This window comes from Pseudonocardia sp. TMWB2A (assembly GCF_017312135.1).
Map to the genome: position 1 here is coordinate 1,922,504 of NZ_QKQY01000002.1, position 15,989 is coordinate 1,938,492.

Annotated in this window: 13 protein-coding genes; 5 read left to right on the forward strand and 8 right to left on the reverse strand. The window is 75.1% G+C overall.

Going from position 1 to position 15,989, the window contains the following annotated elements; all coding sequences use genetic code 11:
* The first annotated feature begins 17 nt into the window (after nt 1-17).
* From DMP17_RS23715 to DMP17_RS23725, 3 genes are all read left to right on the forward strand, one after another.
* Nucleotides 18-2,918, forward strand: a complete 2,901-nt coding sequence (locus DMP17_RS23715) for a ribonucleoside-diphosphate reductase subunit alpha (RefSeq protein ID WP_337830651.1) — start codon at nt 18-20, stop codon at nt 2,916-2,918.
* 5 nt (nt 2,919-2,923) lie between these two features.
* Nucleotides 2,924-4,000 (forward strand): ribonucleotide-diphosphate reductase subunit beta, encoded by a 1,077-nt coding sequence (locus tag DMP17_RS23720; RefSeq protein WP_226356586.1) that lies wholly within the window; start codon nt 2,924-2,926, stop codon nt 3,998-4,000.
* Between the two features lie 191 nt (nt 4,001-4,191).
* Complete coding sequence (locus DMP17_RS23725; RefSeq protein ID WP_062398203.1) at nt 4,192-5,316, forward strand: HoxN/HupN/NixA family nickel/cobalt transporter; 1,125 nt, start codon at nt 4,192-4,194, stop codon at nt 5,314-5,316.
* Between the two features lie 34 nt (nt 5,317-5,350).
* On the opposite strand, the gene DMP17_RS23730 is transcribed toward DMP17_RS23725, so the two are convergent.
* Genes DMP17_RS23730 through DMP17_RS23745 form a run of 4 tightly spaced genes read right to left on the reverse strand, consistent with a single transcriptional unit; the run spans nt 5,351 to nt 10,714 of the window.
* Nucleotides 5,351-6,217, reverse strand: coding sequence for a siderophore-interacting protein (locus DMP17_RS23730; RefSeq protein WP_226367738.1), 867 nt, complete (start codon nt 6,215-6,217; stop codon nt 5,351-5,353).
* The gene (locus DMP17_RS23735) at nt 6,214-7,956 is read right to left on the reverse strand and encodes an ABC transporter ATP-binding protein (RefSeq protein ID WP_226367739.1); all 1,743 of its coding nucleotides are present in this window, start codon (nt 7,954-7,956) and stop codon (nt 6,214-6,216) included. The genes DMP17_RS23730 and DMP17_RS23735 overlap by 4 nt, the downstream gene beginning before the upstream one ends.
* Nucleotides 7,953-9,752 (reverse strand): ABC transporter ATP-binding protein, encoded by a 1,800-nt coding sequence (locus tag DMP17_RS23740; protein WP_337830652.1) that lies wholly within the window; start codon nt 9,750-9,752, stop codon nt 7,953-7,955. Before DMP17_RS23740 ends, DMP17_RS23735 begins: the two co-directional genes overlap by 4 nt.
* Entirely contained in the window at nt 9,749-10,714 is a 966-nt protein-coding gene (locus DMP17_RS23745) for an ABC transporter substrate-binding protein (protein WP_337830653.1), read from the reverse strand. Before DMP17_RS23745 ends, DMP17_RS23740 begins: the two co-directional genes overlap by 4 nt.
* A gap of 78 nt (nt 10,715-10,792) precedes the next feature.
* Between DMP17_RS23745 and DMP17_RS23750 the strand changes: the two genes are divergently transcribed.
* Complete coding sequence (locus tag DMP17_RS23750; protein ID WP_226354004.1) at nt 10,793-11,467, forward strand: TetR/AcrR family transcriptional regulator; 675 nt, start codon at nt 10,793-10,795, stop codon at nt 11,465-11,467.
* Nucleotides 11,468-11,473: 6 nt separating this feature from the next.
* Here the strand turns inward: DMP17_RS23750 and DMP17_RS23755 are convergent, their stop codons facing one another.
* Nucleotides 11,474-12,475: a DUF6925 family protein gene (locus DMP17_RS23755; protein WP_337830654.1), complete on the reverse strand. Its 1,002-nt coding sequence runs from the start codon at nt 12,473-12,475 to the stop codon at nt 11,474-11,476.
* Nucleotides 12,476-12,561: 86 nt separating this feature from the next.
* Between DMP17_RS23755 and DMP17_RS23760 the strand changes: the two genes are divergently transcribed.
* A complete protein-coding gene (locus DMP17_RS23760; RefSeq protein ID WP_337830655.1) occupies nt 12,562-12,693 on the forward strand; it encodes a hypothetical protein in 132 nt (43 codons plus the stop codon).
* Between the two features lie 2 nt (nt 12,694-12,695).
* Here the strand turns inward: DMP17_RS23760 and DMP17_RS23765 are convergent, their stop codons facing one another.
* Genes DMP17_RS23765 through DMP17_RS23775 form a run of 3 tightly spaced genes read right to left on the reverse strand, consistent with a single transcriptional unit; the run spans nt 12,696 to nt 15,942 of the window.
* Complete coding sequence (locus DMP17_RS23765; RefSeq protein WP_337830656.1) at nt 12,696-13,481, reverse strand: ABC transporter permease; 786 nt, start codon at nt 13,479-13,481, stop codon at nt 12,696-12,698.
* Nucleotides 13,478-14,422 carry an ABC transporter permease gene (locus DMP17_RS23770; RefSeq protein ID WP_226367744.1) on the reverse strand — a complete coding sequence of 315 codons (945 nt, stop codon included), beginning with the start codon at nt 14,420-14,422 and terminating at the stop codon, nt 13,478-13,480. Before DMP17_RS23770 ends, DMP17_RS23765 begins: the two co-directional genes overlap by 4 nt.
* Entirely contained in the window at nt 14,419-15,942 is a 1,524-nt protein-coding gene (locus DMP17_RS23775; RefSeq protein ID WP_337830657.1) for an ABC transporter substrate-binding protein, read from the reverse strand. The genes DMP17_RS23770 and DMP17_RS23775 overlap by 4 nt, the downstream gene beginning before the upstream one ends.
* Nucleotides 15,943-15,989 lie beyond the last annotated feature (47 nt).

Sequence of the window (15,989 nt, forward strand, 5' to 3'; positions counted from 1 at the left end):
TCGCGAGGAGAGAGCCCGTGACGGCTTCCACCGCTGCACCGGCAACAGCACCCCCGGCCCTGCGCGTCATCCGGCGCGACGGGTCGGAGACCGGTTTCGACGCCACCAAGATCTCGGTGGCGATGACCAAGGCCTTCCTCGCCGTCGAGGGGGACGCCGGTGCGTCGTCGTCGCGGCTGCACCACCTCGTCGCCGGGCTGACCGACCAGGTCGTCGCGGCACTGGCCCGCCACCCCGCGCACGCGGTGCACGTCGAGCAGATCCAGGACCAGGTCGAGCTCGCCCTGATGCGCGGCGGGCACCACCGGGTCGCCCGCTCCTACGTGCTCTACCGCGAGCAGCAGGCCCAGGCCCGCGCGCACGACGGCGGGGACACCGCCGCGGACGCCCCGGTCGTGCACGTCACCCACCCGGACGGCAGCCGGGCCCCGCTGGACCGCGCCCGGGTCGCCGCGGTGCTCGACGAGGCCTGCGCCGGCGTCGAGGACGTGACCCCGGAGCCGGTGCTCGCCGAGCTGGACCGCACCGTCTACGACGGCATCACCGCCGACGAGCTGGCCCAGGCACTCGTCCTGGCCGCCCGCACCCTGGTCGAGCGCGAGCCCGCGTACTCGCTGGTGGCCTCGCGGCTGCTGCTGGACCGGCTGCGCGCCGAGGCCGTGTCGCACCTGGCCGGCACACCGTCCACCCCGGACCACGCGGAGATGGGCGCGGCCTACGCCTCCTACTTCCGTGACTACCTGCGGCACGCGATCGCGGTCGGCCTGGTCGACCCGGAGCTGGCGACCTTCGACCTGGAGCGGGTCACCGCGGCGATCCGCCCCGAGCGCGACCTGCAGATCGGGTTCCTCGGCCTGCAGACCCTCTACGACCGCTACTTCCTGCACGAGCGCGGCGTGCGCTTCGAGCTGCCGCAGGCGTTCTTCCTGCGGGTCGCGATGGGGCTGGCGGTCCGCGAGGTCGACCGCGAGGCGCGGGCGGTCGAGTTCTACGAGCTGCTGTCGAGCTTCGACTTCATGGCCTCGACCCCGACGCTGTTCAACTCGGGCACCACCCGCCCGCAGCTGTCGTCGTGCTTCCTCACCACCGTCGACGACGACCTGGAGTCGATCTTCGGCGGCTACCGCAACAACGCGCTGCTGGCGAAGTACTCCGGCGGGCTGGGCAACGACTGGACCCCGGTCCGGGGGCTCGGCGCGCACATCCGGGGCACGAACGGCGTCTCCCAGGGCGTGGTGCCGTTCCTCAAGATCGCCGGGGACACCGCGGTCGCGGTGAACCAGGGCGGCAAGCGCAAGGGCGCCGCGTGCGCCTACCTGGAGACGTGGCACGTCGACATCGAGGAGTTCCTCGACCTGCGCAAGAACACCGGCGACGACCGCCGCCGCACCCACGACATGAACACCGCGAACTGGGTGCCCGACGAGTTCCTGCGCCGCGTGCAGGCCGACGGCGAGTGGACCCTGTTCTCCCCGGACGAGGCCCCCGACCTGCACGACCTCTACGGCACCGCGTTCGCCGAGCGCTACCGCGCCTACGAGGCGGCCGCGGCCCGCGGTGAGGTCCGGGTGCACCGCACGGTGCGCGCGGTCGAGCTGTGGCGGCGGATGCTGACCATGCTGTTCGAGACCGGGCACCCGTGGATCACGTTCAAGGACCCGTGCAACCTGCGCAGCCCGCAGCAGCACGCGGGCGTGGTGCACTCGTCGAACCTGTGCACCGAGATCACCCTCAACACCCGTGCCGGCGACGAGGGCGAGGTCGCGGTCTGCAACCTGGGCTCGGTGAACCTCGCCGCGCACGTCACCGCGGACGGGCTCGACGCCGACAAGCTGCGCCGCACGGTGACCACCGCGGTGCGGATGCTCGACAACGTCGTGGACATCAACTTCTACACGATCCCCGAGGCCCGCCGGTCCAACCTGCGTCACCGCCCGGTCGGGCTGGGCCTCATGGGCTTCTCCGACGCGCTGTTCACCCAGCGCATCGCGCCCGGCAGCGACGCGGCGGTGCAGTTCGCCGACCGCAGCGCGGAGGCGCTGTCCTTCCACGCGATCACCGCGTCGTCGGACCTGGCGGTCGAGCGCGGCCGCTACGCCAGCTTCGACGGGTCGCTGTGGAGCCGCGGGATCCTGCCGCTGGACTCGGTCGAGCTGCTGGCCGCGGCCCGCGGCGACGGCGAGCTCGACGTCGACCGGTCGTCCACGCTGGACTGGGCGTCGCTGCGGGAGAAGGTCGTCGCCCAGGGGATGCGCAACTCCAACGTCCTCGCGATCGCGCCCACCGCGACGATCTCGAACATCTGCGGGGTCGGGCAGTCGATCGAGCCGATCCACCTCAACCTCTACGTGAAGTCCAACATGTCCGGCGACTTCACGGTGATCAACCCGCACCTGGTCCGCGACCTCAAGGACCGCGGGCTGTGGGACGAGGTGATGGTCGCCGACCTCAAGTACTTCGACGGGTCGCTGGCCGAGATCGACCGGGTCCCCGCCGACCTGAAGGAGCTCTACGCGACCGCGTTCGAGATCGAGCCGCGCTGGCTCGTGGCCGCCGCGTCGCGCCGGCAGAAGTGGCTGGACCAGGCGCAGTCGCTGAACCTCTACCTCGCTGCCCCCAGCGGCCGGGCGCTCGACGAGCTCTACCGCCTCGCCTGGCGCTCCGGGCTCAAGACCACCTACTACCTGCGCACCCGCGCGGCGACGTCGGTGGAGAAGTCCACCCTCACCGGCACCGACGGCCGGCTGACCGGCGTGCCGAGCACCCCGGCCGCCGCCCCCGCCGCGTCGCCCGCGGCGACCGTGCCCGCGGTCCCGGCCACCGCCGTGCCCGCCACAGCCGTGCCCGCCACCGCCCCCGACCTCGATCCGGGCCGTGCCTGCTCGATCGACGACCCCGACTGCGAGGCCTGCCAGTGACCACTCTGCAGCCCACCGGAAGCACCGAGAACGCCAGCGGCCTGGGCGAGATCGCCCGCGGCGCCGCCCCGATCGACGCCGACGACAAGCGCATGATCAACGCGCGCGCCGACGTCAACCAGCTCCTGCCGCTGAAGTACACCTGGGCCTGGGAGAAGTACCTGGCCGGCTGCGCCAACCACTGGATGCCGACCGAGGTCGCCATGCAGGCCGACATCGCGCTGTGGCGCTCCCCCGGCGGGCTCACCGACGACGAGCGCCTCATGCTCACCCGCAACCTCGGGTTCTTCGCCACCGCGGAGTCGCTGGTCGCGAACAACATCGTGCTCGCGGTGTACCGCCACCTCACCAACCCCGAGTGCCGCCAGTACCTGCTGCGGCAGTCGTTCGAGGAGGCCGTGCACACCCACACGTTCCAGTACGTGTGCGAGTCGCTCGGGCTCGACGAGGGGGCGCTGTTCAACGCGTACCGCGAGGTCCCCTCGATCACCGAGAAGGACGCCTGGGCGCTGCGCTACACCCGGGCCCTGTCCGACCCGGACTTCCGGACCGGCACCCCGGAGAACGACCGCGCGTTCCTGCGTGACCTCGTCGCGTTCTATGTGGTCTTCGAGGGCATGTGGTTCTACACCGGGTTCGCGCAGATCCTCTCGCTCGGCCGGCGCAACAAGATGGTGGGCATCGCCGAGCAGTACCAGTACATCCTGCGCGACGAGTCGATCCACCTGAACTTCGGCATCGACTGCATCAACCAGATCAAGATCGAGAACCCGCACCTCTGGACGGCCGAGTTCGCCGCCGAGATCCGGACGATGCTGCACGAGGCGTGCGAGCTGGAGGTCGCCTACGCCCGCGACACCATGCCCCGCGGGATGCTCGGGCTGACCGCCGAGTCCTGCGAGCGCTACCTGCGGTTCATCACCGACCGGCGCGCCGAGCAGATCGGGCTCGCCCCGCTGTTCGGGGAGCCGGAGAACCCGTTCCCGTGGATGAGCGAGGCCATGGACCTGCGCAAGGAGAAGAACTTCTTCGAGACGCGGGTGACCGAGTACCGGACGGGTGGGTCGCTGGACTGGGACTGAGGGGGTGGGCCGGGCCGGGTGACCGGCCCGGCCCGCGGACCTGACCTTTCGGGGAGGGATCAACCCGACAGACGCGGACCTCTGTCGCCATTCCCGGGCAACAGCCATGACAACGCGGGGTGGACGGCGCACCGTCACGGGGTCACGACGCCGACCGCTCCGGCCGGCCGCCGAGCCCAGGAGAGCCCCCGATGTCCGCCCCCCGCTCCGCCCCCGCCCGCCGCTTCCGGGCCGATCTCGACCGGCACGACCGCCGCTCCCTGGCCGGGATGGCCGCGTTCGTCGCGCTGCTGCACCTCGCCGGGTTCGGGGTGCTCGTGTTCCTCGTCGCCCCGGCGCACTACAGCCTCGGGGCCACCGGGGTGTTCGGCATCGGGATCGGGGTGCTCGCCTACACCCTCGGGCTGCGGCACGCCTTCGACGCCGACCACATCGCCGCCATCGACAACACCACCCGCAAGCTGCTCGCCGACGGCGGCCGCAAGCCCCTGTCGGTCGGGTTCTGGTTCTCCCTCGGGCACTCGACCGTCGTGTTCGGTCTGACGTTCCTGCTGGGCGTGGGCGTACGGGCGCTGGCGGGGCAGGTCGGCGACGACAGCTCGGTGCTGCACGCCGTGACCGGCGTCGTCGGGTCCTCGGTCTCGGGCGTGTTCCTGTGGATCATCGGCCTGGTCAACCTGGGCGTGCTCGTCGGGATCGTCGGGGTGTTCCGCCGGATGCGCCGCGGGGAGTACGACGAGGCCGAGCTCGAGGAGCACCTCGCGAAGCGCGGCGTCATGAACCGCTTCCTCGGCGGCCTGACCCGCGCGGTGCGCCGGCCGTGGCACATCTACCCGATCGGCTTCCTGTTCGGCCTCGGCTTCGACACCGCGACCGAGGTGACGCTGCTCGTCCTCGCCGGGGGCGCCGCGGCGTTCGCGCTGCCGTTCTACGCGGTCCTCGTCCTGCCGGTCCTGTTCGCCGCCGGGATGAGCCTGCTCGACACCGTGGACGGGGTGTTCATGAACGTCGCCTACGGCTGGGCCTTCGCCCGGCCGGTGCGCAAGGTCTACTACAACATCACGATCACCGGGCTGTCCGTCGCGGTCGCGCTGGTCATCGGCACCATCGAGCTCGTCGGGGTGCTCGTCCAGGAGACCGGCACCACCTCCGGGCCGCTCGTCGCGATCGCCGACGTCCCGCTCGACGACGCCGGCTACGGCATCGTGGGCCTGTTCGTCGTCGCGTGGCTGGTCGCGATCGCGGTGTGGCGTTTCGGCCGGGTCGAGCAGCGGTGGTCCGCCACCGGTGCCCCCGAACCGGCGGCGGAGGCCTGAGGGCCGCCCGCGCCGACCGGCCCGGAGTCCTCGCTCACCCGGCGGCGGCACCGTCCGGGGCGGGCAGCTGCTCGGCCACGTCGGCCATGTCCTGCTCGGTGGGGGCGTCGTCCTGGGTGAGGTCGCGACGCCAGTACCCGGTGAAGGCGACCCGCCGCCTGTCCAGCCCCCGCTCGCCGACCAGGTGCCGGCGGACCGCCCGCACCGCCGAGGCCTCCCCGGCGACCCAGGCGAACACCGGCCCCTCGGGCAGCTCGACCGCGCGCACCGCGTCGGGCAGCGAGCCGCCACCGCGGTGCACCCAGTGCACGTCGGCCCCGGGCAGCTCCTGCTCCTCGGCCGGGCCGTCCACCTCGACCACCGCGACCGCCCGGGTCCCCGGCGGCAGCTGCTCGACGATCGCGGCGATCGCGGGCAGCGCGGTCTCGTCCCCGACGAGCAGCCGGACCGGCTCGCCGTCCGGGCTGCGGTACCCGGCGACGGCCGGCCCCAGCACCCCGACGACGTCGCCGATCGCGGCGCGGGCGGCCCAGCGGCTCGCCGGGCCGGCGTGCCCGCCGCCGGGCTCGCCGTCGCCGTGCAGGACGAAGTCGACCACCATCCGGCCGGCGTCGGGGTCCAGCGCCCGCACCGTGTAGGACCGCATCCACGGCCGTCGCTCCTCCGGCACGGCCAGGTAGCGGACGTACCAGCCCGCGACGCCGCTGCCGTCCTCCGGCGCGGCCGGGATCTCCGGCACGCCGCCGTCGCGGGCCAGGAAGATCTTCACCTGCTGGTCGGGTGCGACCGGCCGGGCGCCGAGCAGGTCGTCGGAGGCGAGGGTGATCCGGCGCATCCGCGGGGTCAGCGGTTCGACGCCGACCACCCGGCAGAGCGCGTACGAGGGCAGGTCCTGGCTCACGGGGTCTCCGATCCGATCAGCCGCCAGCCGCGGGCGCGGCGGCGGGACTCCCAGAAGGCGGCGTAGCGGCCGCCGCGCTCCAGCAGCTCGGCGTGCGTCCCGGCCTCGGCGATCCCACCGTCGTGCAGCACGACGATCCGGTCCGCCGCGACGACCGTCGGCAGCCGGTGCGCGATCACCAGCACGGTGCTGCGCCGGGCCAGGACCCGCATCGACTCCGTGAAGAACCGCTCGTTCTCCGGGTCGAGCGCGGCGGTGGCCTCGTCGAGCAGCACGATGTCGGCGTCCTTGAGCAGGGCGCGGGCGACCGACACCCGCTGGCGCTCCCCGCCCGACAGCGAGGTGCCGCCCTCGCCGACCCGGGTGGCCCAGCCGTCCGGGAGCCGTTCGACGATCTCGGTCACCCCGGCCAGCCGGGCCGCCTCCGCGACGTCGGCGGCGGAGGCGTCCGGGCGACCGAGGCGGACGTTGTCCTCCAGGGTCCCGTCGAACAGGTAGACGTCCTGGAAGACCAGCGCGAGCTGGGCCATCAGGTCCTCGGTGGTCTGGTCGCGCACGTCCGCGCCGCCGACCCGGACGGTGCCGGAGCCGACGTCCCAGAACCGTGCGACCAGCCGGGTCACGGTGGTCTTGCCCGAGCCGGACGCCCCGACCAGGGCGACCGTCTCGCGCGGCGCGACCCGCAGCGTGACCTCGCGCAGCACCGGCGTCGACGGGTCGTAGCCGAAGCCGACCCCGTCCAGCTCGACGGCGCCCCGCTCGTGCCGCTGCGCCGACCACCGCGGCTCGGGCAGCGGCTCCTCGCGCAGCACCGCGACCAGCCGGCCCAGGTCGTTGCGGGCGATCCGGACGACGCCCGCGTAGTCGCCGACCTCGGCCAGCGGGCCGGTGAACCGGGCGGCCAGCGCGAGCAGCGCGACCATCCGGACCGGGTCGAGCGAGCCGCCGAGCGCGAGGTGGGTGCCGGTGAGGATCAGCGCGCTGAACGCGACCTGCACCGCGAACCCGCCCGCGACGATGCCCGCCGTCGCCAGCCACACCGACCGGCGGCCGGCCCGCTGCTGGGCGTCGATCGCGTCCTCCAGCGGCCGGTGCCCGGCGGCGCCGCGGCCGAAGGCCCGCAGCACCCGCTGGGTGCGTGCGAACTCGACGACCCGGTTGCCCGCCTCGACCGCGGCCGCGTCGTCGAGGGCGTCACCGCGCCCCACCCAGGACGCCGACGCCCGGAACGCCAGCCACAGCACCGGCACGCAGACCAGCGCCGCGAGCGCGAGCAGCGGGTCGAACAGCAGCATCGCCAGCACGATCGTCGCCGGGGTCACGACCGCGACGACCAGCGGCGTGAGCAGGTGCGCGAACAGTCCGGCGACGGTCATCGTCCCGCCGGTCGTGATCCGGGACAGCCTGCCGACCCGCTCGGCGGAGAACCAGCCCAGCGGCAGCGCGGACACGTGGTCGCCGAGCCGTTCGTGCAGTGTCGTCAGCACCACCAGCGCGACGCCGAACCCCGCCATGGCCTGGACGTGGTAGAGCACGCAGGCCGCCACGACGGCCACCAGCAGCGCCCCGGTCCAGACGAGCGCGGCCGCGGTGTCCCCGGCGAGCAGCGCCTCCAGGAACGGCACCAGCAGGACCGTCGCGACGCCCTGGACCACCCCGAACGCGGTCACCCACGCGAGGTAGCCGAACAGCCGCCGCCGGTGGGCGGGACCGAGGATCAGCAGCAGGTCGGTGATCACGAGAGCTCCTCCCCCGCCCGGTGGGCGGCCCACATCGCGGCGTAACGGCCGTCTCGGGCCAGCAGCGCGTCGTGCGCGCCCGACTCGCACACGACCCCGCCGTCGACCACGGCGATCCGGTCGGCGCCGGCGATCGTCGAGAGCCGGTGCGCGACGACGATCACCGTCCGCCCGCGGGCGAGCCCGGACAGCGCGTCCTGGATCTCGGCCTCGGACTCGGGGTCGGCGAAGGCGGTCGCCTCGTCGAGCACCAGCACCGGGGTGTCGGCGAGCAGCGCGCGGGCGATGGACACCCGCTGCGCCTCGCCCCCGGACAGCAGCGCGTCCTGCCCGACCACGGAGTCGTAGCCGCGGGGCAGCGCGAGGACCCGGTCGTGGATCCGCGCGGCCCGGCAGGCGGCGTGCAGCTCGTCCTCCGTCGCGTCGGGCCTGCCGAGCCGGACGTTGTCGGCGACCGTGCCGTGCACCAGCTGCACGTCCTGCAGGACGAAGCCGACGTGGCGGTACAGCACCTCGGGCGCGATCTCCCGGACGTCGACGCCGCCGATCCGCACCGCACCCGCGGTGACGTCGTGGAACCGGGCGACGAGCGTGGCCAGTGTGGACTTGCCCGCACCGGACGGCCCGACCAGCGCGGTCACCGTCCCCTCCGGGGCGTCGAGGTCGGTCCCGCGCAGGACCTCCGGGCCGCCGGGGTAGGCGAACCGGACGCCGTCGAGCTCGACGCGGTGCCCGTCCGGGACGCGCGGCGCGGCGGGGACCGGCAGCACCGGGGTGGCGAGCAGGTCGTGGATGCGCAGCGCGGCCGCGGCGGCGGTGCGCCGGTTCGCGGCACCGAAGCCGAGGGCGGTGATCGTCGTCGGGACGACCAGCGAGACCAGGATCCCGGTCATCGCCTCGACCGGGGTGACCCAGCCCGCGTCGACGAACCACAGCACCCCCGCACACGACACGAGCAGCACGACGGGTGCGGAGATCGCCATCGTGGAGAGGGCCTCGAGCCGCAGCATCGGGCCGACCCACTCGGCGTAGAAGCGGCCGAAGTCGCGGGCGGCGTCGGCGTAGCCGCGGTGCGCGCGCCGCGCCTGGCCGAAGGTCTTGACCACCGCGATGCCGGACACGAACTCGACGACCGCGGAGCTGATCCGGGCGTTCCCGGCGTTCATCTGCTCGACCTTGGTGGCGTAGCCACGCATCATCCAGGCGTAGGCCGCGGCGTAGAACGGCACCGTGGCCAGCGCGAGCAGCGCCAGCCGCCAGTCCAGCCAGGCCAGGTAGCCGACGCCGGCGAGCGGCAGCACCCAGGCCGCGACCCACTCGACGGGATGGTGGGCGACGACCTGGTGCAGGTCGTGCACGTCGTCCTGGGCGGCCTTGCGCACCACCCCCGAGGTGCGCTCGGAGAACCAGCCCAGCGGCACCCGTCCCAGGTGGGCGGTCATCCGGCGGCGCAGCACCGCCTGCAGCCGGACGTCGGCGAAGTGGGTGATCGCCAGGGCCAGCCCGGTGATCCCGCCGCGGGCCCCCAGCCCGACGACGATCAGCCACACCGCCCCGGTGACCGCCCCGCGGTCCACCGGCCCGGGTGCGAGCAGCGCGTCGGCGAGCCCGGCCAGCGCGACGAACGGGACCAGCCCGGCGACGGCGCCGACCGCGGCCAGTACCTGCGCGACCCGGATCCGGCCGGCGACCGGGCGCAGCAGCTCGGACAGCGCCGACGCCTCGGCCCGGGGGCCGGACGGCGGATCGGGCGGAGCGGCCGCCGGCGCGGCGACCTGGTCGGTCAGGGTGGTCACGATGCCTCCAGCAGCGGACGCAGGGTCTCGATCAGGGCGGGGGTGGAGGCCGGGTTCGGCGTCAGCAACAGGGCGGCCACATCGGTGGACACCAGGTGCAACCGGCCCTCGCGGACGAGCGGTCCGCGGGCGACCAGTGGTCGCGCGGTGAGCGCGGCGCCGTCGGCCCCGGTCGGGACGCCGACCAGCGCGACGTCGGCGGCGTCGAGCAGGCCGAGCTGCTCGTCGGGCAGCTGGGAGATGCCGGCCTGCCACGGCGGCAGCGCGGCGACCGCGAGTGGGAGCCGCAGTCCGATGCGGTCGAAGAACCGCACCGACGGTCCGTCCGCGGCCGTCACCAGGTAGGCGGTCCCGCCGACGTACTGCCCGAAGACGTAGCTGCGCCCGGCGGGCAGCTCGGCCCGGAACCGCGCCAGCTGCGCGTCCGAGCGTGCGATCAGCTCCGCCGCCGCCTCCGGACGGCCGAGCGCGGCGCCGATCATCCGGGTCAGGTCCTCCCCCGGGTCCTGCAGCAGCGCCGTCCGGTAGGACACGGTCGGCGCGATGGCCGCGATCCGCGGGTAGGCCGCGGCGAACGTCGGCTGGGCGGTCGTCATCAGGATCAGGTCCGGCCGCAGTGCGGCGACGGCCTCCAGGTCCGGCTCCAGGGAGTCCAGCGTGGACACCGCGGCCGGCAGCGGCGGGTCGACCCCGCGCCACGACCCGTCCGGCGACGCGGGGTTGCGCACCGCGCCGACGACCGGGGCACCCAGCGCACTCGCGATCTGCGCATCGCCCGCCCCCAGCACGACGACGCGCCGTGGCGCGGCGGGCACGACGGCCTCGCCCTGCCCGTGCACCACCGTCACCGGGAATGCGGCGTCCGCGGCCGCGCCCCGGACGGGTGCACCGGAGTCACCGGCCCCGCACCCCGCGAGCACGAGTACCCCTGCCACGACCAGGACGGTCGATCGGATCAGCACGGCCCACCTCCTTGAGTAAGGCAAACCTTAGCTATCCATGAATCGCGTTCGCAATCCCCTCCGTCGTACGGTCGTCGGGTGACACCCACCTCCGGTGCGCGGGCGGGCAACCGTCCGGGACCCAAGCCCCGTCTGACCCGCGAGGAGATCGTCGAGGCGGCCGTCGAGGTCGGCGTCGACCGGCTGTCGGTCGCGGCGGTGGCCGACCGGCTCGGCGTCGCGCCGGGCACGCTCTACCGCTACGTCGACGGCCTGGAGGAGATCGCCGCCGCGGCCGTGGCCCTGGTGTTCGCCCGCACCGCCCTGCCGGACACGACGCAGGGTTGGCGGGCGTTCCTGGAGGCCGAGGCGGCGCTGGCGTTCGACCTGCTGCTCCGCTACTCCGGCCTGATCCAGGACCTCGGGGCGGACCTCAGCGCGGTCGCCGGGGACCGGATGCGGCGGATCGTCGCGGCCCTGCACGGCGCGGGTTTCGGGACGTCGGCCGCGGTGCGGGTGGCCGACGCCGTGCTCGACATCGTCGCCGACGGCGCCCACCAGACCCGCTGGGTGCGCGGGCCCGGCGGCGGCCCCGGCGATCTGTCCGACCCCGCCCGGGCCTATCTCGACTCGCTCGACGAGCAGGTCCGCCCCGGCGTCGAGGCGATCATGAACGAGCCGCGCGAGCACGTGCTGGACAAGGTCGCACTGGTGCTCGACGGCGTCGAGCACCGGCGGGCGACCGGCAGGCCGGGGTACGCCGGGATCGGCTGAGGGCCGTCAGCCGGCGTTGCGGTCGCCGCTCGGGTCGAGGAGCCCGTCCGCGCCGGTCCGGCCGCGCCAGGCGTCGAGCACAGCCGGGTCCGCCCCACCGGCGACGGCGAGCACCCGCAGCGCGACCGCCTGCGCGGCCCGGCCGGGCGCCGTCGCCGGACGCGGCCCGGGCGCCTCCCCCGCCGCGACCGCCCGGACCACCCCGGCGGTCACCGCCCACTGGTCCGGGTCGCCGAACCGCTCCAGCAGGCCGTCGAAGGCGGCCGCCCGGGTCGGGTCGAACGGGATCGGACGCCCGGTGAGGTCGGTCAGCGGGTGCGCCGGGTAGAGGTGCGCGCAGGGCAGGTGACCGGCGGGCACGGGCACGGTCGCCGCGTGCGTGCGGCCCTCGCGCAGCACGTGCGGGAGCAGGTGGGTGTGCGGTCCGTCCGGGGAGCGGCCCTCGGGCGGCGGGATCGCGGCGTACACCTCGACCCGGCCGAGCGCGGTGGTGAACACGCGGTGCGGGCCCGCCGCGACCAGTGCGGCGGTGAGCGCGCCGTCGAGCGGGCCGCCCGCGGCACGGTGCAGCAGCCCGAGCAGGTCGGGATCGGCCGTGCGCACGCAGGCGTCCACCGTGGTCGTGCCCAGCCCGAGGTCGACGAGCACGGCGTCGCGGTCGGCCCGCCGCAGCGCGGAGCGGTCGGGCCCGAGCACGGTGACGGCCCTCCGCGCGGCCCCGCGGGCCGCGGTCGCGGGCAGGCAGAGCGCGACCGCGTGGTTCCAGTGCTCGTGCGGGCCGACCGGCGTCCGGTAGGCCAGCGGCCGGGTCGCCGGGTGCGGCTCGATCCGGATCCCGCCGCGCGCGGTGACGACCGCACCCGGCCCGGACGGCCCGACCGGCTCGTCGGGGGTCCGCACGAACTCGGCGATCGCGCCGGGCGCCCCCATGCTCCAGCCCGAGTACGGGTCGGCCAGGTACGCGCTCAGCAGCCCGGCCACGTCGTCCACGTCGTCCCCATCACCCACGTCCCTCACCCTGCCCCTCCGACCGGACGGTTCACACCCCGACACACTCTGTTGCACAGTGATGGCAACAACGATCGGGAGGCATCGTGGACGAGCACCCGCACGACGGCCCGGAGTGCGCCGGCTGCGACTGGGAGGGCAGGCCGGAGGCGTTCCGCTGGTTCCCCGAGCTGGGCAGGCCCCTCGAACCCGCGGGCGGACAGGTCCACGCGGCCTGAGCTCACCGGGCACCCACCCGTTCCCACCGGCGCCCCCACCACAGGGCCGTCCCGGCCGTCAGCACGACCGCCAGCGAGGGCACGAGCACCACCTGCGGCGCGCCGAACAGGTACTCGCGGCCCTCCGCCACCATCGCGCCCCACTCCGCGGTCGGTGGCTGGACGCCGAGCCCGAGGAACGACAGCCCGGAGACGGTGAGCAGGGTGCTCGCGAACCGGACGCAGGCGTGCGCGGCCAGCGGCGGGACGAGGTTCCGCGCGACGTGGCGGGTCAGGACCCGCGCGGGCCCCGCGCCGAGGGCGACCGCCGCCGTCACGTACTCCCGCTGCCGCTCGGCGAGCGCGAGCAGGTAGGCCTGCCGGGCGAACGGCGTCCAGGCGATCACCGTGACCGCCACCACCAGCGACCCGACGCCCGGACCGAGCGCGACCGCGGCGAGCAGCCCGAACAGCACCACCGGGATCGCGGCCAGGACGTCGACCACCCGCATCGCCGCCCGCCCGACCGGGCCCGCGACCGCGGCGAGCGACCCGACGGCCACCCCGAACACCCCGGTGACCAGCACCGCGGACAGCGCCAGCCCGACCGTCAGCCGTCCGCCGTGGACGGTGCGCGCGAGCAGGTCCCGGCCCAGCTGGTCGGCGCCCAGCGGGTGCGCCGCGGACGGCCCGGCGAGCATCCCGGCGAAGTCGACGGCGTCGGGGTCGGGCAGGAGTGCCGGCGCGGCCAGGGCCAGGGCGGCCACCCCGGCCGCGACCCACCACGCCGTCCGCGCCCGGGGCCTCACCGTGACCCCGCCGAGCGCAGCACCGGGTCCAGCGCCGTCGCCAGCACCTCCACCAGCACCCCCGCGACCACCGCGACCGCGACGACGAGCAGCGTGCCCGCCTGCACCACCGGCAGGTCCTGCGCGACGACGGCCCGGTGCAGCAGACGCCCCAGCCCCGGGATGCCGAACACGACCTCGACCACCACCGAGCCGCCCAGCAGCCCGGCGACGAACATCCCGGCCAGGGCGGTCACCGACGTCGTCGCGAGCCGGGCGCCGTGCCGCCACAGGACCCGGTGCTCACCGAGGCCCTTGGCCCGGGCGACGAGCACGTGCGGCCGGGTCAGCACCCCGGCGGTCTCGGCGCGGACGAGCTGCGCGGCCAGCGCCCCCGGGTAGGCGGCGAGGGTCAGCACCGGCAGGACGAGGTGGGCGGGGTCGCCCCAGCCGAGCGCGGGCAGCGCCCCGGCCCACACCGCGAACACCAGCACCAGCCAGGGCGCGAGCACGAACTCCGGCACCGCGACCCCGGCGACCGTGCCCAGCCCGAGGAACCGGTCGAGCAGCCCGCCGGGACGGCGCGCCGCGTAGGCCCCGGCGGGGATGCCGACGACCGCCGCGAGGGCGAGCGCGAGCACCGCGAGCAGCCCGGACACCGCCGCGGCGTCGGCGACCTGCCCGGCGACCGGGGTCCGCGCGACGTAGCCGTAGCCGAGGTCGCCGCGCAGCACCCCGCCCAGCCAGCGCAGGTACTGCTCGGTGACCGGCGCGTCCAGCCCCAGCGAGGACCGCAGCCGCGCCTCGGTCGCCGGGTCCGGCACCGCCTCGGCGCTGCGGGCCCGCAGGACCGCCCGCGCCGGGTCGACGCCGACCAGCCGCGGCAGCGCGAACACGAGCACCGACGCGGCCAGCAGCACCGGCCCGACGACGACGAGCCGGCGCAGCAGGAGCCCGATCACCCCGTGGTCGGGGAGAGCTGCGGCAGCACCGGGCGGATCTGCAGCGGGTCGGGGACGAAGCCGGTGGCGCCGCGCAGCACGGCGGTGTTGCGCGGGTGCACGACCATGACGCCGACGGCGTCGCGGGTCAGCATCGCGGCGGCCTCTCCGAACAGCTGCTGGCGGGCCGCCGGGTCGACGGTGGCGTTGAGGCGGTCGACCAGCGCGTCGTAGGCGGGACTGCAGTACTGGTCGATGGCGTAGCTGCCGTCGCAGGTGTAGTCCGAGGTCAGCGTGCTCGCCGCGTCCGGGAAGTCGGACAGGTAGCTGCGCGAGTTGAGGAACATGTCGTAGTCACCGGCGAGGACCTTCGGCTCCTGGGCCTCGTAGTTCCCGACGGTGATGTCGACCTTCACCCCGGCGGCACCGAGCATCGCCTGGATCGCGTTCGCCAGCGCGGGCAGCTCGGGCCGGTTCGGGAAGGTCCACAGCCGCACGGTCAGCGGGTTCTGCTCGGTGTAGCCGGCCTCGGCGAGCAGCTGCCGGGCGCGGGCGACGTCGGCGCCGGGCGGCGGCGCGGTCTCGCCCCACGGCACGGCCGCACCGAACAGGTCGGCCGCGGGCGCGGCGCCCCCGGCGAGGACCTGCTGGGCCAGCACCGGGCGGTCGATCGCCGCGGTGACGGCCTGGCGGACCCGCAGGTCCGAGAACGGCGCCGCGGACTGGTTGAGCTGCAGCGGCACGGTGCGCGCGTTCGGGTACTCGACGACCTCGGCCCCGGCCGAGCGGACCTGGTCGAGCTGGGCCTGGGGCAGGCCCTCGGCGAACTGGACGTCGCCGGACTGGACCGCCAGCGCACGGGCCTGCGGGTCCTCGACGTAGCGGACGGTGACCCGGGCGGCACCCGCCGGCTCGCCCCAGTAGTCGTCGTTGCGGACCAGCTGCGCGGAGTCGGCGCCGCTGACGGAGTCCAGCACGAACGGGCCGGTCGCGGTGCGCAGGTAGCGCGGCGCCCCGCCGCCGGCGTACGCGGCGGGCGCGAGGATGCCGAGGTTGCCGCTGGACAGCCGCAGCGGCATCACCGGGTCGGGCTCGGTGGTGGTGATCCGGACGGCGTCGGCGCCGTCGGGGGCGATGGCGAAGCCGATGCCCCGGATCGCCCGCGGCGGGGCCTCGACGCCCGCGACATAGCGCAGCGCCGTGACGACGGCGTCCGGGGTGAGCGGGGTGCCGTCGTGGAACCGCACGCCCTGGCGCAGGGTGACCCGCCAGGCGTTGCCCTGCTGCTCCCAGGCCGTCGCGAGCATCGGCGCCGGGCGGGCGTCGGCGTCGACCGTGGTCAGGGTCTCGGCGACGCCGAGGGACTGCAGCCGGGCGCCGTCGTCGGCGTCGAAGGCGTAGTCGGCGCGCGGCGGGAATTGCAGGGCCACGGTCAGCTCACCGGCCGGGTCCGGGGTCCCGGTGCCGCCACCGCCGGCTCCACAGCCGGTCAGCACCAGGGCGGCGGCCGCGAGCAGCGCGGCCATCTTTCGTGCGATCACCCCATATGACTACATCTGACCACCTGTTCATTCAATGGAGCGTGAGC

Coding starts and splice junctions, on each gene's coding strand:
- DMP17_RS23725 (WP_062398203.1), top strand. CDS start 4,192: ATGTCCGCCCCCCGCTCCGCCCCCGCCCGCCGCTTCCGGGCCGATCTC.